The sequence below is a fragment of the Marinobacterium aestuariivivens genome, assembly GCF_042661465.1.
Taxonomy (GTDB): domain Bacteria; phylum Pseudomonadota; class Gammaproteobacteria; order Pseudomonadales; family Balneatricaceae; genus Marinobacterium_A; species Marinobacterium_A aestuariivivens.
In genome coordinates this window covers 547,040-570,633 of record NZ_JBHSWE010000001.1, presented here as the reverse complement: position 1 = coordinate 570,633, position 23,594 = coordinate 547,040, and the positions used below count along the sequence as shown (strand labels likewise).

Genomic DNA, 23,594 nt, shown 5'->3' with positions numbered 1-23,594 from the left:
CATTCGCGACCCGGTGATCAAAAGCGGCTATGGTTGTAGGCAACAGCACCTGGGCGGAGTACAGCCATGGCGTTGACCGACCTGCTGGCCAGCGATCGCATAGCACTTAATCTCGAGAGTCACAGCAAGCACGACGTCCTGGCCGAACTGGTGGCTCTGCTCGATCGGGCCGGCAAACTCAAAGACGCCGACGCCTTCCTGGACGCCCTCCTGGCGCGCGAGGCCAGCGGCAGCACCGGTCTGGAGCAGGGCATCGCGGTGCCCCATGCACGCAGTGACGGCGTGCGCGAGCCCGCGCTGGCCTTTGCCATCGCCCGCGAGGGCATCGATTTCGGTGCGCTCGACGGTCAGCCGTCCCGGTTCTTCCTGATGATCGCCGAGCCCGCCGATGACGATGGCCGGCACCTCGATGTACTGGCGGCCGCCTCCTGCCATCTGATCGATCCGGCCTTTCGCGCACGCCTTGTCGAGGCGCAGACGCCAATGGAGGTGCTGCGGCTGTTCGCCGAGGCCGAGGGCGTCGAGTTGCCGGTGCCGCAGGGCGATGCCGACGTCCGCCTCGTCGCTGTCACCTCCTGTCCGGCGGGTATAGCTCACACCTACATGGCCGCGGAGCGCCTGCAGGAGGCGGCACGGGGGTTGCACCTGGATCTGAAGGTCGAGACCCATGGCGCCGCCGGGGTGCGCGGTGCGTTGTCGGTGGACGACATCCAGCAGGCCGATGCCGTGATCCTGGCGGTCGACCGCAATATCAATCGCCAGCGCTTCGCCGGCAAGCCGTTGCTGCAGGTGCCGGTCACCGATGCCATCCGCGACCCCCGGCGACTGCTGCTGCGGGCGCTGCGGCTGCCGCCCGCCGGGGAGACGATTCGTGCGGAGGCTGCGTCTGTCGGCGTGCCGGAGGACCAGGGGCACTGGGGTTTCTACCGTCACCTGATGACCGGCGTCTCGAGCATGCTGCCGTTCGTGGTCGGGGGCGGCATACTCATCACCCTGTCCTTTCTGTTCGGCATCGATGCGGCCGACCCTGCCTCGGCGGATTTCCACCCGCTGGCGCGCCTGCTGATCGAGCTGGGTGGTCCCCAGGGCGCCTTCGGGCTGATGGTGCCGGTGCTGGCGGCCTTTATCGGCCGCAGCATCGCCGACCGGCCCGGGCTGATGCCGGCGATGGTCGGCGGCTATATCGCGGCTCAGGCCGGTGCCGGCTTTCTCGGCGGCATGGTGGCCGGGCTGATCGGGGGCTATGGTGTATTGCTGCTGCAACGGCTGTGCCGCCCGCTACCCGAGGCGCTTGATGCGATCCGCACCATCCTGATCTATCCGGTGGCCGGGCTGCTGCTCTGCGGCGGGCTGATGGTCTGGCTGGTGGAGCCGATATCGACACTGAACAACGGCCTGGTGGGCTGGCTCAACGGCCTGCAGCTGGGCAATCGCATCGCGCTGGGCGCGCTGCTGGCGGGGCTGATGGCGGTGGACATGGGCGGGCCCGTGAACAAGGCGGCCTATACCTTCGGCATCGCCGCGATCGAGGCCGGCAACTATTTCCCCCAGGCCGCGGTGATGGCCGGCGGCATGGTGCCGCCCTGGGGCTGGGGCTGGCGACGCTGCTGTTTCCGGGGGTATTCAATCCGCTCGAACGTCAATCGGGCCGCGCCTGCCTGGTGATGGGGGCCTCCTTCATCACCGAGGGGGCCATTCCCTATGCGGTGGCCGACCCGCTGCGGGTTCTGCCGGCCTGTATCCTCGGATCGATGCTGGCCGGGGCGCTGTCGATGACCTTCGGTTGCCAGTTGCTGGCACCCCATGGCGGGGTCTTCGTGATACCACTGGTGGGCAACTGGGCCGGCTACCTGGTGGCGATCGCCGCGGGTGCGCTGCTGACCGCCTGTCTGGTCGCCGGCCTCAAGCGCTTCGCCCGCCCGCGGACGGGCTTGAGTCAAAGCTGAAGGCGTTCGCGGGCCGCGTCGGGCTTGAGGAAGAACAGTCGGACTTCGCCGATCCGCAGCCCCCACTTGCTGACTTGCGCGCGGTTGAGCATGACGCCATCCGGCTGCAGCAGCATCCAGTCGTCGAACCGCACGCGCCAGCGTCTTTCGCCGACCGCCAGATTCATCTCATACTGCCAGTGCAGGGCATTGCCGGCGATCCGGCCGCGGGCGACGCCGACGACGTCGTCGGCCGTTCCGGTATAACCGCCCTGACCGTCCGGTCTGATGGTCCAGACCCGAACCTGCTCCTCGCCGTCGTCATAGCGGAAAGCCTCGTGCAGCACCAGTGCCTCACCGTTCCAGTGGCCGTCGATCTCGACGAAAAACTGCCGCCTTACCGTGCCGAACCGGTCCTCGAACGATCCCCACGCCAGTACCCGGCCGTCGAAATAGTCCTCGAGCTTCAGGACGTGTGGACTGTCGCGAAATTGCTCAATTCTCATGTCGCTGCATCCGGCGAGGAAGAGGGTGGTCAGCAGAATCAATAACCTCATGGTCGGCAGCGCTCCGTTGGCGGCGGTCCAGTCGCAGGCGTATTGCCCGGTGCTGTGAAGGCTGTAACGGGAAATTCCAGAGCAGCAGTACAGCCACCCCTTGCATACGCAGGGCAGCAGGGCGTAGATCATCGCCAGCAGCCAGAGTGGCTCCGGCTGACCGTCCTCGAAGCCGCTGGCGCCAAGCACTACGAAGGCGAAACCGGCGGAAAGCGCCAGTGCCAGTTTGGTCGCCATGTTCCAGCAGGCGAACAGGATGCCGTTGCGCTCGCGCCCGAAGCGGTAGCGGTCCCAGTCCGAGATCTCGGCCTGGATGACATGGGGCAGTGTCAGGTCGGCGCCGAGGGCGGCGCCGGTGATCAGGCAGATCGGCACGAAGGCGGCTGCGGTGGCCGGCGTCAGCAGCGGCGCCAGGGCAAAGGCGGCGATGGCGCCGAGCATCGCCAGGCACCACAGGCGGGGGCGGGCAAAGCGACGCGAAATCTTGAGCCACAGCGGCAGCGACAGGATGGCGGCACCGAAGTACAGCAGGATGTACAGGGAGCGGTCCAGTTCGCTGCCCCCAGCCAGGCCGAGACGAACAGCGGGAACAGAATGGCCGGGAAGCCGTTGGCCAGACCGTTGACGAACCAGCCGGTCAGCAGACGCAGGGCCAGGCGGTTTTCGCGAAACAGGCGCCAGCCCCCGTCGGACGACGCCTGTGACGGCAGCCGCCCGGCCGGCAGCTGCCCCAGGGCCCGGACAGCGAAGGCGCCAATCAGCAGCGTGACCAGAACGAGCAGGTTGAGCCCCTGCTGCACGTCGAAGCCGGCAAGGGAGGCGGCGGCCGGCAGTGCGGCGGACAGCACCAGGCCCGCCAGCGTCATGGCTTCGCGAAAACCCGCCGCGCGATTGCGTTCGTGGCTGTCGTCATGCAGCCGCGGCAGCCAGGCCAGGTACGGAACCTGGATCAGCGTCCAGCCCAGGTAGAGCAGCAGGAGACCGGCCAGCAGCGACAGGGCCGCCTGGTCCGCAAGCGGGTTCACCAGTAGCCACAGTGCCGGTGCGCACAACAGACCTCCGATCAGAATCGGCCGCGCCGGCCGGATGGCGGGATAACGGTCGATGGCCAGGCCGATCAGCGGATCGGTGACGACGTCGAACAGCCGGGTGAACAGCAGCAGGGCGCCGATCAGCGTCAGCGACAGCCCGGTTGTCTCGAAGTACCAGGTGGGCAGCAGCACATAGACAGCGACGGTGGGCAGCGCCAGCGGAAGCCCCAGGGCACCATAGCGCCTGAGGCTGTCCGTCGTCAGCGGCGCCGTCGGATGCCGGGGGCGCCGCCGCTCAGGGCGCGCGCAGCAGGTAGAGGCCGACATCGATGGAACCCTGGCGGAAGCCGCCCTCGCAATAGGCCAGATAGTAGAGCCACATGCGCCGGAAGCGCTCGTCGAAGCCCTGCGCCCCGATTCGCGGCCACTGCGCGAGGAAGGCCTGGCGCCAGTGCTGCAAGGTGCGGGCATAGTCGCTACCGAAGGTTTCCCGATGCGCCAGCTGCAGACCGGCCGCCTCGATCTCCGCAGTCAGCCGGGACGGGCTCGGCAGCATGCCTCCGGGGAAGATATAGCGCTGGATGAAGTCGGCGCCGCGGCGGTACTGCTCGAAGCGACCGTCGGCGATGCTGATAACCTGCAGCACGGCCAGGCCGCCCGGCTTGAGGCGGCGGCGCAGCTGCTCGAAATAGAGCGGCCAGTGCTCTTCGCCGACGGCTTCGAACATCTCGATCGAGGCGATGCGGTCGAAGCGGCCTTCGAGGTCGCGGTAGTCGGTCAGGGAGAAGCGGCAGCGTGCCTCCAGCCCCTGCTCGGACATGCGCTGGCGCGACCAGGCGAGCTGCTCGCGCGACAGGGTGATGCCGTCGACCTCGGCTGCGTACTCGCGGGCGGCGGTCTCGGCGAAGCCGCCCCAGCCGCAGCCGATTTCGAGCACCCGCTGCCCCGGCGTCAGTTCGAGCAGGTCGCAGATGCGGCGGTACTTGTTGCGCTGTGCTTCTTCGAGACTCTGTCCGGCGTCGGCGAAGAGCGCGGACGAGTAGGTCATCGTCGGATCGAGCCAGAGACGGTAGAAGTCGTTGCCCAGGTCGTAATGGTAGGCGATATTGCGGCGGCTGCCGCGACGGGTATTGCGACGCGACCGGTGCAACAGCCGCTGTACCGTGGCGCTGAGGCGGTTACCCTCGGCCAGGCGGCCGAAGGCATGCTCGTTGCCGAGTCCCCAGAGCATCAGGGCGCTCAGGTCGGGGCTGTCCCAGTCGCCGGCAAGGTAGCTTTCCGCCCAGCCAAGCAGACCGCCCTGCAGCAGCCGACGCAACGGCCGCAGGTTGTGCAGGCGCACCTCGGCATGCAGGCTGCTTTTGGCGGCATTGCCGATGCGCAGCCGTTGCCCGTTCGGCAGCAGCAGGTCGAGCCGGCCATAATCCATCCGCGCCAGCCAGGGCGCCAGGCTGCGCAGCCAGAGGCGGTTGAACCAGCCGCCGGCGGCGGTCTCCGCCAGCCGCGGCAGATCGGACGCGACGCTGTATTCAGTCGGTTTCATCAACGCGTTCTCCCAAGGGGGCTTGTGCTGGGTAATGAGGGTGGCAGGTCCCCGCGGGGCGCCGGCGGTCAGCGGCGTCGACGGCGGTGCCGGCCGCGGCTGCAGTCGCAGCCCCTTGAGCCAGAGCCGAAGCGCTTCCCAGTGGATGCCGGCGATCACCTTGAAGGTCATCAGCGGGTGGGCGAACCAGGCCCTCAGCAGGGACCGGTCGGTCAGTGCTTCACGCCGCCCGGTGAAGCTGGCAATGAAGATGCACTCGCCGTCGCGGGTCTGTTCGATATGCACCCCCACGCGGTTTCCCGGCGGCGGCATCCTGAAGTGATAGCGGCAGTCCATCGGCATGAACGGGGAGACGTAGAAACCCTTGTCGATGGCATGACGCACCGGTTCGTCGCCGTCGTCTACCGGGAGCAGGTAGCTGTGACGCTGACCGAAGGTATTGCTGACTTCGTATAGTATTGCCCTGAGACGGTTGTCCCCATCCCGGCAGTAATAAACGCTCAGCGGATTGAATACGTAGCCGAGGATGCGTGGGTAACAGAGCAGCGAAATGCGGCCCTTGCCCAGATCGACGCCAGCGTCGGCGAGGGTTCGGACGATGTCGGACTTCAGGTCCTCGCCGTGACCGCTGCCGTGGTCGCGGTCGTGAAAGGAGAACAGGTTGAACCGGTTGCGGGAGAACAGTCGCAGATGCCGGTCCAGCGCATCGATCTCGTCGAGGTCGAGCAGCAGCGACAGCACCCGATAGCGGAAGCGATGCACCTTTGGCACCAGCCGGTGATGCATGACCTGTCCCAGGTAAAGCGCGGAGGCTGTCATGCGGCCGACTTCCTGGCTTTTTCCGTTGGCACGAAGATGCGGTGATTCGGTTCGTCCAGCGCCCAGGGCCTGGGAATGCCGCCGAGGGCTTCCGCCACCGCCAGTCCCGACTGCAGACCGTCCTCATGGAAGCCGTAGCCGAAATAGGCGCCGCAGAACCAGGTGTTGCGCTCGCCCTGAAGGTCCCAGAGACGTTGCTGGGCGTCGAGCGCGGCCAGCGAGAAGGTCGGGTGATCATAGAGGAAGCTGCGGTGAATGGCGCCCGGTGCCGGCTCCTGCAGCGGATTCAGGGTCACGAACAGCGGATGTGATGCGGGCAGGTGCTGCAGGCGGTTCATCCAGTAGCTCACCGATACCTCGCGGCTGCGCGGGCGGGTACCCTCTGCGAGGTAGTTCCAGCTGGCCCAGGCGGCGCGGCGTTTGGGCATCAGGGCCGGATCGCTGTGCAGCACGGCGCGGTTGCGCTGATACTCGAAGGCGCCGAGCAACTGCTGTTCGTCGCTGCTGGGATTATGCAGCAGCGACAGCGCCTGGTTGGCGTGGCAGGCCAGCACCACCTGGTCGAAGACTTCCCGCTCGCCGTGCATGAATTCCAGTTCGATACGGCCAGGGCGGCGAACGATGCGATGGATGCGGCTGTTGAGGCGAATCTCGCCGCGCTCCTGCAATACCCGCTCGATGCGTTCGACATAGCTGCGACTGCCGCCGACCAGGGTGCGCCACTGAGGCCGGTCATTGAGCTGTACCAGGCCGTGGTTCTGGCAGAAGCGCAGGAACGCCAGCGCCGGATAGTCGAGCATCCTGTCCACTGGCGTGGACCAGATGGCAGCCCCCATCGGCAGCAGGTGGTCGTCGATAAAGGCGTGGCCATACCCCTCGCGCTGCAGCAGTTGTCCGAGCGTGAGTCCGGCCAGTTCACTGTCCTGGCCGTACGCTTGCGAGGCGCGGTAGAACCGCAGCAGGTCGCGTATCAATGACCAGAAGCGGGGGCTCAGCAGGTTGCGGCGCCGGGCGAACAGGCCCGGCAGCCCGGTACCGCTGTACTCCAGGCCGCCCTGGTCGAGGGAGACCGAGAAGGACATCTCGGTGGCGCGGCTTTCGACCCCAGGGTCTCGAACAGCCGCACCAGGTTGGGGTAGTTGACCGGGTTGTAGACGATAAAGCCGGTGTCGACCGGGGTCTGGCGGCCATCGAGATCGAGCTCGACGGTATTGGAGTGGCCGCCCAGACGGTCGTCCTTCTCGAACAGTGTCACCTGATGCTGCCGGCTCAGCAGCCAGGCGCAGGACAGCCCCGAAATGCCCGAGCCGACGACGGCGATCTTGAGGGGACGAAGTGCCTGTACGTTCATTCTGGTTTCCTTTGCATCTGTTGCGCCTCTGTACGAAGATGCGGGCACACTCAGATCACCGTTTCCGGGTCCGATGGGTGCTGATCCATTTCAGGCGATGCAGCGTATAGCACTCAGGATCACGAGCACAATCTTCCGGAGGCGATGTGGCTACTGTCACCCCGTTGTTCAAAGAGGCACCCCCGATGCGGGAAGAATGGAGCGCTTGCCTGGCTCTGCTGGCCGAGACGCGCGACCGGGCGCTCTTTGCCCGGCTTTTCGAGCATTTTGCCCCGCGTGTGAAGGCGTACCTGATGCGCCTTGGCATGTCGCCGGCGCAGGCGGACGAACTGTCCCAGGAGGCGATGCTGTCGGTGTGGCGCAAGGCGCACCTGTTCAGCCCGGGCAAGGCCAATGCGAGCACCTGGATCTTCACGCTGGCCCGCAATCTTTGCATCGACCGGCTGCGGCGCGAGAAAATGCCGTTGTACGAGCTCGATCCGGAAGAGCCCGACACCGATGAGCGTCATGCCGGGGAGGGGGCGGTGCTCAGTGATCGCATGGCGGCCTGTATCCGGCAGTTGCCGGAAGCCCAGGCCCAGGTGCTGTACATGTCCTATTACGACGGCCGCAGTCACTCTGAAATCGCCGAGATACTCGGGATACCGCTGGGAAGCGTCAAGAGCCGGTTGCGGCTGGCGTTCGACAAACTCAAGCTGATGTGGGGGAGCCGTCGTGAACATACGTCATCATCTGGACGATGCGACCCTGATGGCTTATGCCGCGGGCTCGCTGGTGCCGGGCATGGCACTGCTGGTGGCCTGCCATCTGGAGCGCTGCCCGCAGTGTCGCGAGCGGCTGCTGCAGGCGGAAGCGGTCGGCGGCGCCCTGCTCGAGGTGCTCGAGCCGGTTGCGCTCGAGGACAGCGGCGACGCCCTGGCACGAGTGCTCGAGCGCCTGGATAGCGAGATGCCCGAGCCGGCCCCTGTCGCGCGCGGTGCGGCGCGGCGGGATCCGGACATGCCCTCGGCCCTTGCCGAGCGGCTGCAGGGTTCCCTCGACGGTCTGCAGTGGCGCAGTCTTGCGCCCGGCGTCAAGCAGGTCGATCTGCATCTCGGCGGGCCCGGTGCGACACGCCTGCTGCGAATTGCCCCCGGCGTTTCGGTGCCGCACCATGGTCACCGCGGTAGCGAGCTGACGCTGGTGCTGCGCGGCTCCTATAATGACGAGCTGGGGCGCTTCAGGGCCGGCGATGTCGCAGACCTCGATCTGGAGGTCTCGCATCAGCCGCTCAACGACACCGATGAGGATTGCATCTGTCTTATCGCCACCGATGCGCCGCTCAAGTTCAGCGGTCTGATGGGGCGCCTGGTTCAACCCTTTATAGGCATGTAGGTTCCGGCCATGCACGAGAGTCCAATACTGGCAGAGGTTGACCGTATCCCGGTGGGGATCAGCGCCTGTCTGCTGGGTGAAAAGGTACGCTACAACGGCGGTCACAAGCGCTCGAGCTACTGTCTCGAGGTACTGGCCGACTGTTTCGACTTCAAGCCCTTCTGTCCGGAACTCGCCGTTGGCCTTGGCGTTCCGCGCGAAGCGATCAGGCTGGTCGGCGATCCCGCCGCGCCCCGGGCCCTGGGAACCCAGCACCCGGATCTGGACGTGACCGACGCCCTGGCCGAGAAGGGGCGCGATCTGGCGTCCCGGATGCCGGACCTGTGCGGCTATATCCTGATCAAGGGCTCGCCCAGCTGCGGCATGGAGAGGGTCAAGATCTACCACGAGAACGGCATTCCGAATGCCGCCGGGCGCGGTATTTTCGCCGCGGCGCTGATGGCAGCGAACCCGCTGTTACCGGTGGAGGAGGAGGGGCGGCTGCACGATCCGGTGCTGCGCGAGAACTTCATTACCCGGGTATTCGCGCTGAATCGCTGGAAAACCGAGGTCGAGGCGGATCCGGGCTACCATGCGCTGCTGCAGTATCACAGCCGCAGCAAGTATCTGCTGATGGCCCACAGTTACGAGGGCTATCGCCAGTTGGGGCGCTATCTCGCCGAGGCCCACAGCCTGCCGCTGCAGGAGGCGATGGACACCTATATCGCCGGGTTCATGGCGCATATGGCCCAGCGCGCCAGCCGCAAGAGCCATGTCAACGTGCTGATGCACATACTCGGTTACCTGAAAAAGTCGATCGACAGCGACTGCAAGCAGGAGCTGCTGGACGTGATCGAGCGTTACCGCCGCGCCGAGGTGCATCTGGTGGTGCCGCTGACGCTCATCAAGCACTACCTCAAGCGCTACGGCAGCGACTATATCCAGCAGCAGTCCTATCTCGATCCGCATCCCTACCAGCTGGGCCTGCGCAACTTCATATGAACATCGTCTGGTTCCGCAATGATCTGCGCCTGGCGGATAACCCCGCGCTGACGGCCGCCTGCGCCTCCGGCGATCCGGTCGTGGCGGTCGTCGTGCGCACGCCTCAGCAATGGCAGGAGCACCTCGATGCCCCGGTGAAACTGGCCTTCTGGCATGATGCGCTGGCGCGTTTGCGGGTCGGCCTTCAGGCGTTGAATATCCCGCTGCGCGTGCTGGAGGTACCCCGCTTCGATGACTGCGCCCCGGCGCTGCTTACCCTCTGTCGCACGCTTGCGACCGGCGCTCTGCGGTTCAATTACGAGTATCCCCTCAACGAACGACGCCGGGACCGTCAGGTCAAACGCGTTTTGCGCCAGGCCGGTATCCGCGTCGAGGGTTTTCATGGCGATCTGATTCTGCCGCCCGGTGTCGTACTCAACGGCAAGGGCGAGCCTTTTCGCGTCTTCACGCCCTTCAGCAAGGCCTGGCGGCGGCTGCTGCTGCAAGGCGATTTCGATTGCCTGCCGGCGCCGCGGCCCAGGACTGTCACCGCGCTGCAATCCGACCCGGTGCCGGTGCCGGACCTGGCCTTTGACGCCGAACTCTGGCCGGCCGGCGAGGCGGCCGCGGCGGCTCGCCTGCAGCAGTTCGTGGCCGATGACCTCGGCGTTTACGGCGAAAGGCGGGATTATCCCGCGCTGGATTCGACATCGCGGCTGTCCCCCTATCTGGCCACCGGCCAGCTGTCGGCACGCCAGTGCCTGGCTGCGGCCCGGCTGGCGCTGGGGTCGGGCTGGCTCGAAAGCAGCTGGGTCAACGAACTGATCTGGCGCGAGTTCTATCGTCATCTGCTGGTCGCCTTCCCGCAGCTGAGCAGGTATGCGCCTTTTCGGCCCGACGTCGAGGCCCGCATCCGCTGGCTCGAGCGGCCCGAGCGGTTCGAGGCCTGGTGTCGTGGCGAAACGGGGTTCCCGATCGTCGATGCGGCGATGCGCCAACTGCTTGCAACCGGCTGGATGCACAACCGGTTGCGCATGGTCACGGCTTCCTTTCTCACCAAGCTGCTGGGTGTCGACTGGCGCCTGGGCTGTGATTACTTCATGAGTCGCCTGATCGACGGCGATTTCGCCTCGAACCTCGGTGGCTGGCAGTGGAGCGCGTCGGTCGGCGCCGATGCCGCGCCCTATTTTCGGATTTTCAGTCCGATGCGCCAGTCCGAGCGCTTCGATCCCCGGGGCGAATTCGTCTGCCGGTGGCTGCCGGAGCTGGCGCAGTTGCCGGCCAGGCAGCGCCATGACCCGGCCACGACCGCACGGGTCCGCGGCCTCGCGCCGATCATCGATTACGCCCGGGTGCGCAAGGCGGCGCTGGATGCCTACAAGGGGGCGTAGACTGGAATGAGCCGAAGGCGAATTCCGGGGACTTTTCAGCCGCCGTGGCAACCCGATGTCGGAATTCGCCCCTGCGGGGCATCATTCCAACCTACATGAGCCGAAGGCGAATTTCGGGTTTTGAATCCCTGGTTCCGTTCAACACCAGCACCTTGTGCCGGCCGTGGAACGCCGCCCGGCCGAACGCTTTTGGGGCATCATTCAGACCTGGGTTCCGTGTCGCCGGCAACGCAGGAGAACTCCAGGCGTGATATCCAGCCGCGGGCAATCATCCAGGTCAGCAGCTCGTTCAGGTTCGGCACGTCGCAGCTGAGCTGATAGAGGTTGTAGCCCAGCAGGATGCCGCTGAGCATCAGGACCTGGATATCGTCGACCTTCTCGACCTGGGCCCGATCGAGGTGGCGGTAGATGCACAGCCAGCCGCCGGGCAGCTCCAGTAGCGGTTGCCAGGGTTTCCTGCCGGCAGGCCAGCCAGATCTCGTAAACCGGCCAGCTGCTGTTCATCAGCCGCAGGGCGTGGCTGGCAATAGGCCGCACCTCGCTGTGAAGTTCTTCCGGGAATTCGGTCAGGATATCCAGATTGAGCTCGGGATCGTCGGGTGCGCGCCAGGCGCAGTAGAGCAGCCATTCCAGCTGCGCCAGTTCCGGCAGGAACGGCATGCCGGCAAGTTCCGGCTGGCCGTCGAGGTACTGCGCCAGCCGCGAGGGCATGCATTCGCCCGGAGGGCCGGTGCTGCAGTGGGCACAGTGCCGGGCCAGCTGTTGAAAATGGGCCCTTCCCAGCAGCCTGGCACAGGCCGGGAACAGACGCTGCAGAGTCCTGAGGTGGGCACTCAGTAACAGCTGCCGGTACAGCTCGAGACACTCGGTGGACGACAGCCGCCGACTGCTGACCAGGTGCTGCAGGGCCGGCTCCGACCGACCCTGGAGGGCTTCGTCAAGGGCCTGCTGCAGCTGCTCCAGTCGCATCAGATCAGTCTCCGGTTACCCTGTATCCGTCGCATGATGCGCTGGGCGCGTCTGACTTCCCGGAGGATAACCGACAGTTGCGGTACATCCTGTTCCCATTCGATCAGGGTGGGAGCGCAGGTAAAGCGCTTCTGTGCCTCTTCGTACAGTGCCCAGACCGGTTCGCTGACCGGGCTGTTATGGCTGTCGAGCAGGTAGTCGGCCCGGCTGTCGAAGCCGGCCAGGTGGATTTCGCGCACCCGCTCCGGGGGCAGGCTGTTGATCGTGTCCAGGGCACCGGCGCCGAGGTTGTGCTCGGTGATGTAGCTGTTGTTGACATCCAGCAGCAGGTAGCAGTCGGCGCGTCTGGCCATCTCCGCCATGAACTCGCCCTCACTCAGGGTGGAGTGGTTGTAGCTCATGTAGCGGGCCGGGTTTTCCAGCAGGATACGGCGGCCGAGAAATTCCTGTACCTGATTGATGCGCGAGGCGATATGGTCCAGCGACTCCTCGGTGTAGGGCAGCGGCAGCAGTTCGTGGCTGAAGCAGTTGCCGAGACTGGTGAAGCAGATATGGTCGGAGATCCAGCTGGCATCGATGCGATCGGCCAGGGCCCGGATCCGGACCAGGTAACCGGTATCCAGCGGCGCCGTCGATCCCAGGGCCAGTCCCAGGCCGTGCAGCGTCACGGGATACTGGTGACGAACACGCTCGAGGCTGTGCAGGGCTTCGCCGCCTTCGACAAGATGAGCGTCGACCAGCGCCTCGCACCAGCGGATATTGGGGCGTTCGTTGATGATTTCATCGACATTGCAGCTGCGCAAACTGATGCCTGCCCCTTTCAGACTCCAGTGGATATAGTCACTCATGGTGGCGGTATCCCCCGTTCAGCCCTGCTCAGCCCGGGGCGGGCTGGATTGCAACGAATGGCTTGTTGTTGGTGTTGTTCATTCGCAGTCCCTTTTGCCGGTGACATTGTACGACCAAAGTCGGTAGCGACTCAGTCTAGCAGCTTTCTGTAGTCCGTTGCTGCCGCACTTCAACCGGGTTCGGTAATAACGGTGCTGTTCATTTCCCATTCAGCGTTCGAAACCGCCGTTTTACGTAAGTTCCTGCGCCCGGTCTGGATATTTTCTCATGTGGACGCCGGAGCCTGTCGGCGGGAGACGACCGCCTCGCCTGCCGGGTATACTCGGGATAAGCGGCCATTTGGGATCCCGAGGAGAGACAGTGATGGCAATGCAGTGGGACAGGCTTCTGACGACGCGGCGATACGGGCATGAGCACCTGGGACCGCGCGAAATCGGTCGCAGTCACTTTCACAAGGATAACGACCGTATCGTGTTCTCCAGCGCCTTCCGCCGGCTCGGGCGCAAGACCCAGGTGCATCCGCTGGCGCTGAACGATCACATCCATACCCGCCTGACCCATTCGATCGAGGTCGGCAGTCTGGGGCGTACCCTCGGCATCCGGGTCGGTGAACTGATCGCCGGCCAGTTGCCGGACTGGATCAGTCCCCATGACCTGGGGACCGTGGTCCAGTCCGCCTGTCTGGCCCACGATATCGGCAACCCGCCGTTCGGGCACGCCGGGGAATACGCGATCCGCGACTGGTTCCGCCGCGAGGCTTCTGGCGACCTGCTGGAGACCCTGAGTCCGCCGGAGCTGGCGGACCTGGAGACCTTCGAAGGCAATGCCCAGGGTTTCAGGGTGGTCACCTGTATCGAGAATCACCTGTTCGACGGCGGCCTGCGACTCACCTATCCCACCCTGGGCACGCTGCTGAAGTATCCCTGGACCGTGGAGCGGGCCACCGCCGGCGGCAAGTTCAGCTGTTTCCAGAGCGAACGGGCGATACTGGACAAGCTCGGCGAGGAGCTGGGACTGATCCCGCTGGGACCGCACTGGTGGAGCCGCCACCCGCTGACCTGGCTGATGGAGGCGGCCGACGATATCTGCTATGCGATTCTGGATCTCGAAGACGCCATCGAACTGAACATCCTCGGTTTCGACGAGATCAGACCCATCCTGCTGCAGCTGTGCGGCGACCTGCGCTACGACGATGCGATCTTCGCGACCCAGGCGTCGGCGCGGCGCAAAATTTCGGCATTGCGGGGCACGGCGATGGAGAACATGATCGAGTCGGCGCTGTCGGCCTTCTGTTGTCACTACGACGCCATCATGGCCGGGGAGTACCGTGGCGAGCTGCTGGCGGATGGCAACGAGGGCGTGCGCGATGGCCTGGCGCGGGCCAAGCGCCTGGCGCGGGAGCGGGTGTTTCCCGATACACGCAAGACCGAACTCGAGGTCGGCGGCTACAGCAGTCTCGGCACGCTGCTCGAGGCATTCTGCCGGGCCGTTCACGACCAGCACGTCAAGGGACCGGAGCGGCTGAACTATCGCAGCGAAAAGATTCTCAGCCTGATGGGCATCCATGCGCCGTCGCCGCAGACGCCGCTCTATGCCGCCTATCGCAGGGCGCTGGACTTCATCGGGGGGATGACCGATACCTATGCCACCTATCTGGCCCGGCAGATAGGTGGGCTCAACCCCTGAAGCGGGTACAATAGGCGCTTTGTTACTGAACAGTCAGGCGCGCCGGAAGCGGTTTTTCGGCGTGCCGGGAGAAAAGGTGATGGCTTCATTGCAGGATCAGCTGCGCGGGCTGGTCTATTCTACCGAGAAGGGCGATATCTGCCCGGAATGTCGCGAACCCTGGCCGAGTGCATCTGCGCCGATCTGGCCGATCAGGCCCGGCTGCAGTCCCTCGACGGAATCGTGCGTATCCGGCGTGAAACGTCGGGCCGCAAGGGCAAGGGGGTGACCACGGTCACCGGGGTGCCGCTGGCGGAAGCGGAGCTGAAACAGTTGGGCAAAAGACTGAAGAAGCTTTGTAGTACCGGCGGTTCGCTCAAGGAGGGGGTGATCGAGATTCAGGGCGATCACCGTGAGCGGCTGAAGCAGGCGCTGGAGCAGGAGGGCTTCCGCGTCAAACTGGCGGGAGGTTAGCCCTGCCCCGTACTCACAAGTATGAACGGCGACTTGTGGGGCTAGTGGGCCCTGCACATCAGGGATGGAAGGAGGATCCGGCTATGGCGTTTCCAATCAGGGTGTTCGGCGCCTCGATGCTCGCACTGGGGCTTGTACTGGCCTCCGCGGCCGAGGCGCGTATCTACAAGTATGTCGACGACCGGGGACGTCAGGTGTTCGTCGATAGCCTGAGCAAGGTACCGCAGCAGTATCGGGACCAGCTCGAAAGCCGCCAGGAATACTCCGAGGGGAAAAGCCCGGATGAGCTGGCCAGGGAGCGTAGCGAGAGGGCAGACCAGCAGCGCCAGCAGCAGTTCAGCCAGCGGCGCCGGGAGCTCGAGCAACTGCTCAGGACTATGGAAACCTCGGTGCGGGTCGCCAACAACCGGGTGCTGGTGCCGGTGACCGTCGTCTATGGCGGGCGCAGCGCGAAAACGCGAATGGTGCTCGACACCGGTGCGACCAGCACGGTTTTCCACAAGGATGCTCTCAGCGGTCTGAGCTACGCAACCCGTCCGGGTGGCTATGCCCGGGTCGCCGGCGGCGGCAGCATCGAGACCCAGAGCGTCAACTTCGACCGCATCGAAATCGGTCCGTACAAGGTTGCCAACGTGCGCGCCATGGTGATCGATCACCAGGGGCCGTCGGTCGGCAACGACGGCCTGCTTGGAATGGACTTCCTGATGAACGCCCGTTACAAGATCGACTACGAGCGCCAACTGATTCTCTGGGAGCCGGAACGTTACAGCGAGCTGGAATCGCTGCTCAGGGAACTCGATACAGTCGATGCACCGCCGTAGGGTGGTGTTAGCGGCGTAACGGCCGCGGAATTGGAATGTATTCAGGTGCTTGGGACGCCGCGTAACCCACCATGTTGGGCGCAGCCCAACCTTTGGCATCACGCGTTCTGCGATTCGTGCTGACTTACCCGTGGGAGTGGCTTTAGCCGCGAATAGCCGCCTTTGGAGCCCTCCCCTTCGCGCTGAAGCCGCCCCCGAAAATTCAGCGCCCGGCGTAGGAGCGCCGCCCCGGTGCGAACAGCCTCGGTACCAGAGCTTTTCGCCCCGGAGCGAGGCTCCTACGAAATATCGACCATGGCACCGGCCATGATCAGGGGTGGCCAGGAACCATAGAATCTCCCACGATCAGGGGGCAGACGCCATGGAGTATCCTACAAATGGCTCTCTGCCAGCTTCAGATCCAGAGTCGCCTTCAGCAGCTTGAACAGCCGGATAGACGCATCGATCTCGTCCTTGCGGTTGGTCAGGCTCTCGATGTTGAGGCCCAGCGGAATGCCAAGCGGCATCGCCGCTTCGAGAATCTGGTCGAGGTTGCTGCGGCAGACCCGGACAGACTCCGCCAGCGGGTTCTTGGCGTCCAGGATGCGCCAGCGGGTCGCCTCCGGCACCGAAATGCCCAGCCATTCCATAAACTCCAGCGTCTTGGCGCTGCCGCAGGGCGTGAAGGTCAGGATGATGCGCTTCGGCGCAATACCGCGGTTGCGGCACTCGCGGGCGTAACTGCTGAGCAGATCGATGGTCGCCTGGGCATTGTAGACCGCCTGAGAGATGAAGAACTGGCAGCCCTGGGCGGTCTTGTCGAGCAGGCGCAGGTGTTCGTTGCCCTTGCTGGCATGGCGTTCGGCAATGGTGACGCCGCCCAGGTGATAGTTCAGCGGATGCTGCTCGAGCGCGCGGTAGGCATCGGCCAGTGAAAGACGGATCTCGCCTTCCGACGACGGGCTGCCCACGAGCACCAGGTCGCGAATATTGAATGCCTCGCGCGACTGCTCGAGCCAGTGCTCGAAATCGGCGCGGTCGCGTTGCGCCACGCTCTTGTAGGTAATTACCCGATGTACCGATTTCTCCCGTAGCAGGCTTGAATAGACTCGCGGATCCAGGGTCTGCATGTAGGGGAAGGGACGCGGCTTGCTGATGCGGCTGCTTTCGTCTTGAATGTCATAGACGATAAGACCGTCGTAATCGATCTGGCCCAGGCGGGCGAGCAGTTTGTCGGCAATCTCCTGGACCTTCTCCGGCTCGGTATCGTCGCGTGGGGGCGTCGTGCCGACAAAATAGACCCCGCGGGTGGGATCGGCGAATTTTTCTTCCAGGGAGATTCTCATAGCTGCACTGTGCCGTTGTCGTCTGTCTTTTAAGTGCTGATAATTCTAACAGTGAACGTTTTTCATGTAATTGGGTTATATGATGAAATGTTTTACAGTAAAGTTGAACGATTCTAATCCGGGCCCGAGCCGGCCCCCACAACGCCAAGAGGAGTCAGCCTCGCATGACCGGATTTGACCTGGCCGGGACAGAACGCCAGCTCGAAAGCGAGGGCGATGGTATTCCGCCGCTGGAAAAATGGAACCCGCCGTTCTGTGGTGATATCGATATGCGCATCGGCCGCGACGGCACCTGGTACTACTGCGGCAGCCCGATCGGCCGCGAGCGGATGGTGCGGCTGTTTTCCAGGGTGCTCTGGCGCGAAGAGGGGCGCTACTTTCTCAAGACGCCGGTCGAGAAGGTCGGGATCCAGGTCGACGATCTGCCGTTTCAGTGGGTGGAGCTCGAGGTCCGTGACGGCGGCCGGGGGCCGGAGCTGCATTTCACCAGCAGGACCGGTGACCATGTCGTTGCAGGCCCCGGGCATCCCCTCTGTGTCCGGCAGGATCCGCAGACCGGAGAGCCGGCGCCCGAGCTGGCAGTCCGTTTCGGCATGGCCGGACGCATTCATCGCAATCTGTTCTACCGTCTGGTCGAGATGGCCGGCATCGAGCCCGCAGCCGACGGCGGTGAAGAGCTGGTGGTGTACAGCTGCGGCGAGCGTTTCAGCCTTGGCCATCTCTGATTCCAGGTTCATCGCGCCTTGGCGGGAAGAAGGCGTTCAGACCTACACCAGTTCCAGTTCGCGTTTGAGGAGCTTGCGCAGCTCGATATCGGCAATCAGCCAGTGGCGTACATTGTGACTTTCGCACAATGCAATCTGACCGCGCTGATGCAATGCCTCGATCGCTTCAAGGCTGTCCTCCTCGTCGCCGCCGAGCAGGGTGACGAGATCGTTCTCGAACAGTTTGCCCCCTGAAAGGGCCGCAAGAATCCGGATCTCCAGCGTGCTGGCGGGAAAGGGGAGCCGGAAACGGATGCGCTCCGCCATGCGGTCGGAAATCAGCGGATGGCGGCTGACGGTATTTTCCCAGGGGCAGCGATAAGGAATGTTCACCCACTCGGCGCCCGGATAGGTTTCCAGGGTTCGCAAGATCGTATCGGCGGTCAATCCGGTGATTTCGCAGTCCATTTAAAGGCCCTATCAGCAAGAAATTAACCCTCGCGGCCAACGTTGCATCGGAGCATCGGACCGCACAACTCGCAGGTGACACAGCGTCTGGCTGACCGGTAGAGGGGAGAGGCGTGAAAGGCGTCTGAGGGTCCTGTATCTGGCCGGTAAGATTGGTTGTACGTGCCGTACTTCAACGCTGTTTTGATGATTATCCTGCGCTTGCCCAAAGTATAGACAGTTTCGCCGGGGCTGCATCCAGCCCCCGAGCCGGCATGTCACCGGGCGCGCGCGGGAAGCGGCTATACTTCGTGCAGTTGGGTCAGTCGGGAGCGAAGCGGGCATGAACGGCAAGACATTCGAAACCCTGCAGGCGATGGGCATCGAGGACATTCAGGATATCGAGCGCTACAGTACGCGCATCGAGGGGGATATCGATGTCCTGAAAATCTATTACCATCGCCACCATGGCGAGTGGTTCGCCAAGAGCAGGAAATTCAAGTTCAAGCGGTTGCACAAGAATATCAAGGTCAACGAGGGACTGGTGCCCTACCGGGCGACCACCGAGTCGTCTCCCTACTACCTGCGTGCGGTCGCCGAACTGGATCAGCTGGTGGCCCAGGAGAAGCAGGCGGTGGATCGCAAGGCGCAGCTGCTGGAGGAACTGGCGCACCTGGAGAAGGTGGTTTCGCACAAGATCGAGGACCTCAAGCGCCAGATCGAGGAGCTGTGAAGAAAGTATCAACTTCAAGCTGCAGGCTCCAGGCGGCTTGGGGCTTGAAGCTTTGCCCTCAAGCCAGATGATCCAGCGGGTAGGCGGTGCGGTCGATCGGCTGACGCAGCACGAAGTTGGAGATGATCGACCGAACCCCGGCGATGCCGGTCAACTGATTGAGCAGCAACTGTTGATAGTGGTCCAGATCCGGAACCACTATCTTCAGTACGTAGTCGGCGGTACTGCCGGTAATCAGATAGCACTCCATCACTTCCGGCAGCTCGCTGATCGCCTTCTCGAAGCTGCCCAGGCGCTCCTGTGTCTGGGCCTCGAGGGAAATATGGACCAGTACCGTCATCGGCAGGCCGATGCGGGCCGGATTCAGAATCACCACCTGGCGGGCGACGTAGCCATCTTCCTCGAGGCGCTTGATGCGGCGGCTGCAGGGTGTCGACGAGAGGCCGACCCGCTCGGCGATCTCGGCCACGGACAGGCTGGCATCCTGTTGCAGCAGCTCCAGAATGCGGCGGTCGGTGCGATCGAGTTTGTGGCTGGACATCGTTGCTCCGTGAATATTGGTGAATAGGTGCAGAATTCTAGGCTTTTAAGCGTGGAATCACCAAGACTCAGCGTAAATCCGTGCCGGCGTTCGGCAATAAGGTGCGGTGCGCTTCGCTTACCAGCACCCTACGGAAGCCGGATAGAATGTAGGGTGCCGGTGACCACCATGGACGGTGGAAATGCTGTAAACGCAGGAGCGGTTTACAGTGGAGTGCAACGAACCGCACCGAAATCAACGGCACGTTTCGCAGGCTCATGGTGCCCTACGGCCGGCGGCGCAGCTTGACGTAATAGGGCTCGAACAGCTGCGCCGCCTCTTCGGTGTGGAAGGGGTGTCGTTCGTAGAGCCGGATCTCCTCGACGGCACAGGGCCCCGGACGCTTTTCCAGCTGCAGGACGATACGGTGGGGCTCGCTGTCGGCGTCGTTGCACACCTCGAGCTGTCCACGCGGATGGAGATCGCGCTGCTCCAGTCCCGCCAGTACCTCCCCGGTCTCCTTCGGCGGTAGCAGCAGCCAGGCGCGACCGTCCCCGCTCAACAGCCGCTCGAGCACATCGAGCAGGTCCGCCAGCGGCAGGGCGTCGTTATGGCGGGCGCGGGCCAGCCGTTCGCAGCGATTCGGCGTCGAAGCGCTGAAAAAGGGCGGATTGCACAGGATGGCGTCGTATTGTCCCGGCATGTCCCGGGCCAGGTCGCGAATGTCGCCCTCGATCAGCTGCAGCCGGTCGGCCCAGGGGCTGGCGGCGAAGTTTTGCCGGGCCTGTTCGGCAGCGGCGGCGTCGACTTCGACCGCGTCGATCCGGGCCGGGCTGCGCTGAGCGGCAAAGAGGGCCAGCAGACCGGTACCGGTGCCGATATCGAGAAGACGGCGCGCCTGTCCGACCGGCGCCCAGGCCCCCAGGAGGCTGGCATCGGTCGTGACCTTCATGGCGCAGTCCCCCTGTTCGATACGGAACTGGCGGCATTGGAAATAACTGTTGCGGCGTCGGGGCATGGCGGGTCGGGGCTGCTTGAAGAATGGTGCCCATCTTAATGGATCGCGGCTGCTGGCTGTAGGGTGGAATGAGGGAACCGAATTCCACCAGCGGTTTCCGGTTATTTCCGGACTCGTTTGGATCGATCACCGCTGGTGACTGTTGGCACCGGTGGAATTCGCAGGCTCATTCCACCCTACGTTTTCTATTCCCCGTTGATCCCGCCGGCCGGGTAACCGACAATGGCGCGACTTTCAGGGAGGATCCGAGTTGTCGCAACAGTCCTGGTTCGTCTATATGCTGCGCTGCGCCGATGGCAGTCTCTACACCGGCGTCACCACGGACCCGGAACGAAGGCTGCGCGAGCACAACGACGACAACCGTCTTGGTGCGCGCTATACCCGGGCCCGGCGGCCGGTCGAACTGGCCTGGCAGGAGCCGCAGCCGGGCAGGGGCGAGGCGTTGCGGCGCGAAATCGAGATCAAGGCACTGACGCGCCGGGCCAAGCTGGCGCTGATCGCCGAATCGAAGTGCCTTTAATCTTTCCGCCGTCCCAGCCGGGTTTTGAGCTTCTCGATCAGCGGGCGCAGCAGTGAACGGATGCCGGGCGCCTGGTCTTCGCCGAAAGGCAGCGGGCGCAACACCTGCATGGCGGCCAGCCCGATTCGGGCGCTGAGGATGCCGGCGCCGAGCCCCTGACCGGCACGGGCGCTGAGTGCACCTGCCAGCGCCGTGCTGCCGAGGTCCTCCGTCATCTGGTCGATCGCCAGTTCGCTGGCGCCGACAAGGGTCAGCTGGGTCAGGATCTTGCGGATCAGCCGCAGGCGGCTGGGCCAGGAGGGGGCCACGCCATAGATCTGGGCGATATCGTCCACCATCCGCAGACTGCGCCAGAGCGCCAGCAGCATGTCCAGTGCTGCCCAGGGGCTGACCGCGACGGCCAGCCCCGTCTGGGCGCTGTAGCCCGAAATCTGCTTCATGGCTTCGCGGTCCAGCGGCTGCAGGAAATGCTGCTCGAGGTGGCGCAGGATTTCGCTGTCATCACTGTAGTCCGGCAGTGTCTCCAGAGCCCGGTCGAGCAGCGGGGCCTGGGGTTTGGCGCTGTAAAAGCCTTTCAATTGCTCGAGCAGTGCCCGGCTGCGCCCGGTGGTATGGCGTCCGCCGAGCTGTTCGGCACGCCCGCGCAGCCGGCCCAGCTGGTCGAGGCTGCGGCGGGCACGGAAAAAGGACAGCAGTGCACGCAGTGCCAGCAGCGCCACCGAGCCGATCAGTGCCGCAAAAAGAGTCGCAACCAGCCAGTGCAGGCTCAGGGCGGCATCGAAGAGGCTGATCAGCTCCGCGACCGCGACGACGGTGACCAGCAGCAGCAGGCCGGCTCCCAGTGTCCCGAGTCCTCGCACCGGCAGGCGCTCCAGGCGCAGGCGGCTGTATTGCTCGAGTCCCGGCAAGGATTCGGCGGCCGTGACCGGCTCCGGCACCGCCTCCAGCCGGTCGTCGGGTTGCGGCACGAAACGCCGGGCCTGACGCGGGGTATCGGCCCCTTCGGCGGAACGGGCCTGCGACTCTGGCGTAAAGCGGCGACTGTCGCGTTCGGAGTTGTCGGGCTCGGTACTCATACGCATTTGTCTCCCAGTAACAGATTCAGAACGCTGTCCAGGCGAATATGGGGAATGGCGTCGCCATTGCGCGCCGAGAGCCCCGAGGGCGGCCGCAGCGGCGGTATGTCCCAATCCATCAGGCGCTGCCAGTGCGCCTCGTCGGGCAGCCGGGACGGGAATCTCGGGTGCACATAACCGACGGGCCGGCCTTCGCTGTCGAATCCGGAAACGGCGCGATCGCCCCGGTCTTCGACCTCCCGCGAGCAGCGCACGGCCGACGTGGCTTCGCAGACCGGCTGGATACCCTCGTATTCGGCATGGCGCCAGGCGTCGCTGACGAGGCTCGCGAGAAAGGTTCGCACGGCTTCGTGGTCGTCGGAAATCACCTGGTCGATCTTGGTCGCGGCATAAAGCACCCGGTCGATGCGGGGCCGGATCAGCTGTAGCAGACGGTTCTGGCGGCCGTAATGGAAACTGTCGGTGATGCGGGTCAGCGCTTCGCGCATGTCGTCGATCAGCTCGGGGCCGCCGTTGAGTGCGCTGACCACGTCGACCAGCACGATCTGGCGGTCGATACGGCTGAAAAAACCACGGTAGAAGGGATCGACCAGCTCCCGGACATAGGCGTCGTAGCGACGTTTGCAGAGACCGTACCAGCTGTCGTCGTCAGCCTGTTCAAGGCTCGACTCGTCGAGGCCGGCAAGACCCGGCAGCGGCACGAACGCCATCAGCGCCGGATCGTCGTCCCGTCCCGGCAGCAGAAAGCGGCCGGGCTGGATCTGGCTCAGTCCCCGCGCCTTACAGGCGGCGAGGAAATCACGGAAACCCTGCTGATACAGCTTCAGCTGGCCTTCGTCTGCCCGGGCCAGCGGGTCGATTCCGGCCAGCTGGGCCATCAGCTCGGGCGCCAGTTCCGGGCGGGGGCTGGCTGAAACGGTGGCTGCATTCCAGGCACCAGTCGCGAAAGCCGAGTTCGCGCAGCGGCAGGTCCAGCAACCACTCGCCAGGATAGTCGCGGATTTCCAGCCAGAGCGAGAAATAGTCCCGGGCAAAGGGGTTGAGCCCGCCGGGTTTGCGCCCAAGCCGCAGTTCCAGCAGACAGCCGCTGGCGTCGCGCGTCGGCTCCGGCCAGGCGGGCGGCTGTGCCGTCAGCTGTTGCCACGCCTGATCGTACGGGAAGGGCTGCAGTCCGGGGGTTTCCAGAGGATGCAGCCGAACATCGAGCAGGCGGTTGCTCAGCGCCGGAGAGAACCCCGGCAGGCTGGACTTTCTGTGTTGCAACAGCTGATTGATCAGGCTGGTGATAAAGGTGGATTTTCCGCTGCGGCTGAGCCCCGTGACACCGAGGCAGAGGCGGCGGTCCCGCAGCCGGTCCAGCTGAATGCCGACATCGCGTGCCAGCTGCTCGGAGGCGGCCCGGGAGCGACGGAACAGAGCGTTCGCCATTGATTTCATCCCTGGATCTGCATGCGCCTACAGTCTGCCACCGGAGCCGGGTCCGGTACAGCGGCTTGCGAATATGGTCAGCCTTGCTGGAATG

Annotated in this window: 22 protein-coding genes and 3 pseudogenes; 12 read left to right on the top strand and 13 right to left on the bottom strand. The window is 64.5% G+C overall.

The window, feature by feature from the left end; genetic code table 11:
• Positions 1-66: 66 nt before the first annotated feature.
• Positions 67-1,665, top strand: a complete 1,599-nt coding sequence (locus ACFQDL_RS02915) for a PTS fructose transporter subunit IIABC (protein ID WP_379907754.1) — start codon at positions 67-69, stop codon at positions 1,663-1,665.
• Positions 1,665-1,946 (top strand): hypothetical protein, encoded by a 282-nt coding sequence (locus tag ACFQDL_RS02910; protein ID WP_379907753.1) that lies wholly within the window; start codon positions 1,665-1,667, stop codon positions 1,944-1,946. Before ACFQDL_RS02915 ends, ACFQDL_RS02910 begins: the two co-directional genes overlap by 1 nt.
• On the opposite strand, the gene ACFQDL_RS02905 is transcribed toward ACFQDL_RS02910, so the two are convergent.
• Genes ACFQDL_RS02905 through ACFQDL_RS02885 form a run of 5 tightly spaced genes read right to left on the bottom strand, consistent with a single transcriptional unit; the run spans position 1,937 to position 7,226 of the window.
• Entirely contained in the window at positions 1,937-2,977 is a 1,041-nt protein-coding gene (locus ACFQDL_RS02905) for a DUF3833 family protein (protein ID WP_379912829.1), read from the bottom strand. The genes ACFQDL_RS02910 and ACFQDL_RS02905 overlap by 10 nt on opposite strands.
• Complete coding sequence (locus ACFQDL_RS02900) at positions 2,881-3,840, bottom strand: MFS transporter (protein WP_379907752.1); 960 nt, start codon at positions 3,838-3,840, stop codon at positions 2,881-2,883. The genes ACFQDL_RS02905 and ACFQDL_RS02900 overlap by 97 nt, the downstream gene beginning before the upstream one ends.
• Entirely contained in the window at positions 3,809-5,875 is a 2,067-nt protein-coding gene (locus ACFQDL_RS02895; RefSeq protein ID WP_379907751.1) for a DUF1365 family protein, read from the bottom strand. The genes ACFQDL_RS02900 and ACFQDL_RS02895 overlap by 32 nt, the downstream gene beginning before the upstream one ends.
• Positions 5,872-6,957 (bottom strand): NAD(P)/FAD-dependent oxidoreductase, encoded by a 1,086-nt coding sequence (locus ACFQDL_RS02890; RefSeq protein ID WP_379907750.1) that lies wholly within the window; start codon positions 6,955-6,957, stop codon positions 5,872-5,874. The genes ACFQDL_RS02895 and ACFQDL_RS02890 overlap by 4 nt, the downstream gene beginning before the upstream one ends.
• Positions 6,867-7,226 carry an FAD-dependent oxidoreductase gene (locus ACFQDL_RS02885; protein WP_379907749.1) on the bottom strand — a complete coding sequence of 120 codons (360 nt, stop codon included), beginning with the start codon at positions 7,224-7,226 and terminating at the stop codon, positions 6,867-6,869. Before ACFQDL_RS02885 ends, ACFQDL_RS02890 begins: the two co-directional genes overlap by 91 nt.
• Positions 7,227-7,411: 185 nt before the next feature.
• Between ACFQDL_RS02885 and ACFQDL_RS02880 the strand changes: the two are divergent.
• The 4 genes and pseudogenes from ACFQDL_RS02880 to phrB all read left to right on the top strand — a co-directional run.
• A pseudogene (locus ACFQDL_RS02880) lies at positions 7,412-7,864 on the top strand (sigma-70 family RNA polymerase sigma factor); the annotation flags it as partial.
• A 76-nt stretch (positions 7,865-7,940) separates the two neighbouring features.
• On the top strand, positions 7,941-8,600 hold the full coding sequence (locus ACFQDL_RS02875; protein ID WP_379907748.1) for a ChrR family anti-sigma-E factor: 660 nt from the start codon (positions 7,941-7,943) through the stop codon (positions 8,598-8,600).
• 9 nt (positions 8,601-8,609) lie between these two features.
• Positions 8,610-9,581 carry a YbgA family protein gene (locus ACFQDL_RS02870; protein WP_379907747.1) on the top strand — a complete coding sequence of 324 codons (972 nt, stop codon included), beginning with the start codon at positions 8,610-8,612 and terminating at the stop codon, positions 9,579-9,581.
• The gene (gene phrB / locus ACFQDL_RS02865; protein ID WP_379907746.1) at positions 9,578-10,951 is read left to right on the top strand and encodes a deoxyribodipyrimidine photo-lyase; all 1,374 of its coding nucleotides are present in this window, start codon (positions 9,578-9,580) and stop codon (positions 10,949-10,951) included. The genes ACFQDL_RS02870 and phrB overlap by 4 nt, the downstream gene beginning before the upstream one ends.
• A gap of 201 nt (positions 10,952-11,152) precedes the next feature.
• Here phrB and ACFQDL_RS02860 read toward each other — a convergent pair whose 3' ends face one another.
• Both ACFQDL_RS02860 and bufB read right to left on the bottom strand, forming a co-directional pair.
• Positions 11,153-11,920: an HvfC/BufC family peptide modification chaperone gene (locus ACFQDL_RS02860; protein ID WP_379907745.1), complete on the bottom strand. Its 768-nt coding sequence runs from the start codon at positions 11,918-11,920 to the stop codon at positions 11,153-11,155.
• On the bottom strand, positions 11,920-12,768 hold the full coding sequence (bufB, locus tag ACFQDL_RS02855) for an MNIO family bufferin maturase (RefSeq protein WP_379907744.1): 849 nt from the start codon (positions 12,766-12,768) through the stop codon (positions 11,920-11,922). The genes ACFQDL_RS02860 and bufB overlap by 1 nt, the downstream gene beginning before the upstream one ends.
• 364 nt (positions 12,769-13,132) lie before the next feature.
• Between bufB and ACFQDL_RS02850 the strand changes: the two genes are divergently transcribed.
• The 3 genes and pseudogenes from ACFQDL_RS02850 to ACFQDL_RS02840 all read left to right on the top strand — a co-directional run bounded on the left by ACFQDL_RS02850 (position 13,133) and on the right by ACFQDL_RS02840 (position 15,729).
• On the top strand, positions 13,133-14,455 hold the full coding sequence (locus ACFQDL_RS02850; protein ID WP_379907743.1) for a deoxyguanosinetriphosphate triphosphohydrolase: 1,323 nt from the start codon (positions 13,133-13,135) through the stop codon (positions 14,453-14,455).
• A 79-nt stretch (positions 14,456-14,534) separates the two neighbouring features.
• Positions 14,535-14,908: pseudogene (locus ACFQDL_RS02845) on the top strand (translation initiation factor Sui1).
• 83 nt (positions 14,909-14,991) lie between these two features.
• Positions 14,992-15,729 carry an aspartyl protease family protein gene (locus tag ACFQDL_RS02840; protein WP_379907742.1) on the top strand — a complete coding sequence of 246 codons (738 nt, stop codon included), beginning with the start codon at positions 14,992-14,994 and terminating at the stop codon, positions 15,727-15,729.
• Positions 15,730-16,100: 371 nt separating this feature from the next.
• Here the strand turns inward: ACFQDL_RS02840 and ACFQDL_RS02835 are convergent, their stop codons facing one another.
• Complete coding sequence (locus tag ACFQDL_RS02835) at positions 16,101-17,054, bottom strand: methylenetetrahydrofolate reductase (protein WP_379907741.1); 954 nt, start codon at positions 17,052-17,054, stop codon at positions 16,101-16,103.
• Positions 17,055-17,218: 164 nt separating this feature from the next.
• On the opposite strand from ACFQDL_RS02835, the gene ACFQDL_RS02830 reads away from it, so the two are divergent.
• The gene (locus ACFQDL_RS02830; RefSeq protein ID WP_379907740.1) at positions 17,219-17,779 is read left to right on the top strand and encodes a DUF1285 domain-containing protein; all 561 of its coding nucleotides are present in this window, start codon (positions 17,219-17,221) and stop codon (positions 17,777-17,779) included.
• Between the two features lie 42 nt (positions 17,780-17,821).
• Here the strand turns inward: ACFQDL_RS02830 and ACFQDL_RS02825 are convergent, their stop codons facing one another.
• Positions 17,822-18,226 (bottom strand): hypothetical protein, encoded by a 405-nt coding sequence (locus tag ACFQDL_RS02825; RefSeq protein WP_379907739.1) that lies wholly within the window; start codon positions 18,224-18,226, stop codon positions 17,822-17,824.
• Positions 18,227-18,548: 322 nt separating this feature from the next.
• On the opposite strand from ACFQDL_RS02825, the gene ACFQDL_RS02820 reads away from it, so the two are divergent.
• A complete protein-coding gene (locus tag ACFQDL_RS02820) occupies positions 18,549-18,938 on the top strand; it encodes a DUF3461 family protein (protein ID WP_379907738.1) in 390 nt (129 codons plus the stop codon).
• A gap of 58 nt (positions 18,939-18,996) precedes the next feature.
• Here ACFQDL_RS02820 and ACFQDL_RS02815 read toward each other — a convergent pair whose 3' ends face one another.
• Together ACFQDL_RS02815 and ACFQDL_RS02810 are read right to left on the bottom strand one after the other, a co-directional pair.
• Positions 18,997-19,479, bottom strand: a complete 483-nt coding sequence (locus ACFQDL_RS02815; RefSeq protein ID WP_379907737.1) for an Lrp/AsnC family transcriptional regulator — start codon at positions 19,477-19,479, stop codon at positions 18,997-18,999.
• 265 nt (positions 19,480-19,744) lie between these two features.
• Positions 19,745-20,476 carry a tRNA1(Val) (adenine(37)-N6)-methyltransferase gene (locus ACFQDL_RS02810; protein ID WP_379907736.1) on the bottom strand — a complete coding sequence of 244 codons (732 nt, stop codon included), beginning with the start codon at positions 20,474-20,476 and terminating at the stop codon, positions 19,745-19,747.
• 250 nt (positions 20,477-20,726) lie between these two features.
• Between ACFQDL_RS02810 and ACFQDL_RS02805 the strand changes: the two genes are divergently transcribed.
• Positions 20,727-20,996 (top strand): GIY-YIG nuclease family protein, encoded by a 270-nt coding sequence (locus ACFQDL_RS02805; RefSeq protein WP_379907735.1) that lies wholly within the window; start codon positions 20,727-20,729, stop codon positions 20,994-20,996.
• Here ACFQDL_RS02805 and ACFQDL_RS02800 read toward each other — a convergent pair.
• Both ACFQDL_RS02800 and ACFQDL_RS02795 read right to left on the bottom strand, forming a co-directional pair.
• Entirely contained in the window at positions 20,993-22,072 is a 1,080-nt protein-coding gene (locus ACFQDL_RS02800) for a TIGR01620 family protein (protein WP_379907734.1), read from the bottom strand. The genes ACFQDL_RS02805 and ACFQDL_RS02800 overlap by 4 nt on opposite strands.
• Positions 22,069-23,500: pseudogene (locus tag ACFQDL_RS02795) on the bottom strand (YcjX family protein). The gene ACFQDL_RS02800 and the pseudogene ACFQDL_RS02795 overlap by 4 nt, the downstream one beginning before the upstream one ends.
• Positions 23,501-23,594: the final 94 nt, after the last annotated feature.

What these genes read in the sequence shown, in the direction of transcription:
- bufB (WP_379907744.1), bottom strand. Translation starts at nt 12,768, where the DNA reads ATGAGTGACTATATCCACTGGAGTCTGAAAGGGGCAGGCATCAGTTTG.
- ACFQDL_RS02885 (WP_379907749.1), bottom strand. Translation starts at nt 7,226, where the DNA reads ATGAACGTACAGGCACTTCGTCCCCTCAAGATCGCCGTCGTCGGCTCG.
- ACFQDL_RS02890 (WP_379907750.1), bottom strand. Translation starts at nt 6,957, where the DNA reads ATGTCCTTCTCGGTCTCCCTCGACCAGGGCGGCCTGGAGTACAGCGGT.
- ACFQDL_RS02915 (WP_379907754.1), top strand. Translation starts at nt 67, where the DNA reads ATGGCGTTGACCGACCTGCTGGCCAGCGATCGCATAGCACTTAATCTC.
- phrB (WP_379907746.1), top strand. Translation starts at nt 9,578, where the DNA reads ATGAACATCGTCTGGTTCCGCAATGATCTGCGCCTGGCGGATAACCCC.
- ACFQDL_RS02840 (WP_379907742.1), top strand. Translation starts at nt 14,992, where the DNA reads ATGGCGTTTCCAATCAGGGTGTTCGGCGCCTCGATGCTCGCACTGGGG.
- ACFQDL_RS02900 (WP_379907752.1), bottom strand. Translation starts at nt 3,840, where the DNA reads ATGTCGGCCTCTACCTGCTGCGCGCGCCCTGAGCGGCGGCGCCCCCGG.
- ACFQDL_RS02850 (WP_379907743.1), top strand. Translation starts at nt 13,133, where the DNA reads ATGGCAATGCAGTGGGACAGGCTTCTGACGACGCGGCGATACGGGCAT.
- ACFQDL_RS02830 (WP_379907740.1), top strand. Translation starts at nt 17,219, where the DNA reads ATGACCGGATTTGACCTGGCCGGGACAGAACGCCAGCTCGAAAGCGAG.
- ACFQDL_RS02825 (WP_379907739.1), bottom strand. Translation starts at nt 18,226, where the DNA reads ATGGACTGCGAAATCACCGGATTGACCGCCGATACGATCTTGCGAACC.
- ACFQDL_RS02835 (WP_379907741.1), bottom strand. Translation starts at nt 17,054, where the DNA reads ATGAGAATCTCCCTGGAAGAAAAATTCGCCGATCCCACCCGCGGGGTC.
- ACFQDL_RS02810 (WP_379907736.1), bottom strand. Translation starts at nt 20,476, where the DNA reads ATGCCCCGACGCCGCAACAGTTATTTCCAATGCCGCCAGTTCCGTATC.
- ACFQDL_RS02870 (WP_379907747.1), top strand. Translation starts at nt 8,610, where the DNA reads ATGCACGAGAGTCCAATACTGGCAGAGGTTGACCGTATCCCGGTGGGG.
- ACFQDL_RS02910 (WP_379907753.1), top strand. Translation starts at nt 1,665, where the DNA reads ATGGGGGCCTCCTTCATCACCGAGGGGGCCATTCCCTATGCGGTGGCC.
- ACFQDL_RS02860 (WP_379907745.1), bottom strand. Translation starts at nt 11,920, where the DNA reads ATGCGACTGGAGCAGCTGCAGCAGGCCCTTGACGAAGCCCTCCAGGGT.
- ACFQDL_RS02815 (WP_379907737.1), bottom strand. Translation starts at nt 19,479, where the DNA reads ATGTCCAGCCACAAACTCGATCGCACCGACCGCCGCATTCTGGAGCTG.
- ACFQDL_RS02820 (WP_379907738.1), top strand. Translation starts at nt 18,549, where the DNA reads ATGAACGGCAAGACATTCGAAACCCTGCAGGCGATGGGCATCGAGGAC.
- ACFQDL_RS02895 (WP_379907751.1), bottom strand. Translation starts at nt 5,875, where the DNA reads ATGACAGCCTCCGCGCTTTACCTGGGACAGGTCATGCATCACCGGCTG.
- ACFQDL_RS02800 (WP_379907734.1), bottom strand. Translation starts at nt 22,072, where the DNA reads ATGAGTACCGAGCCCGACAACTCCGAACGCGACAGTCGCCGCTTTACG.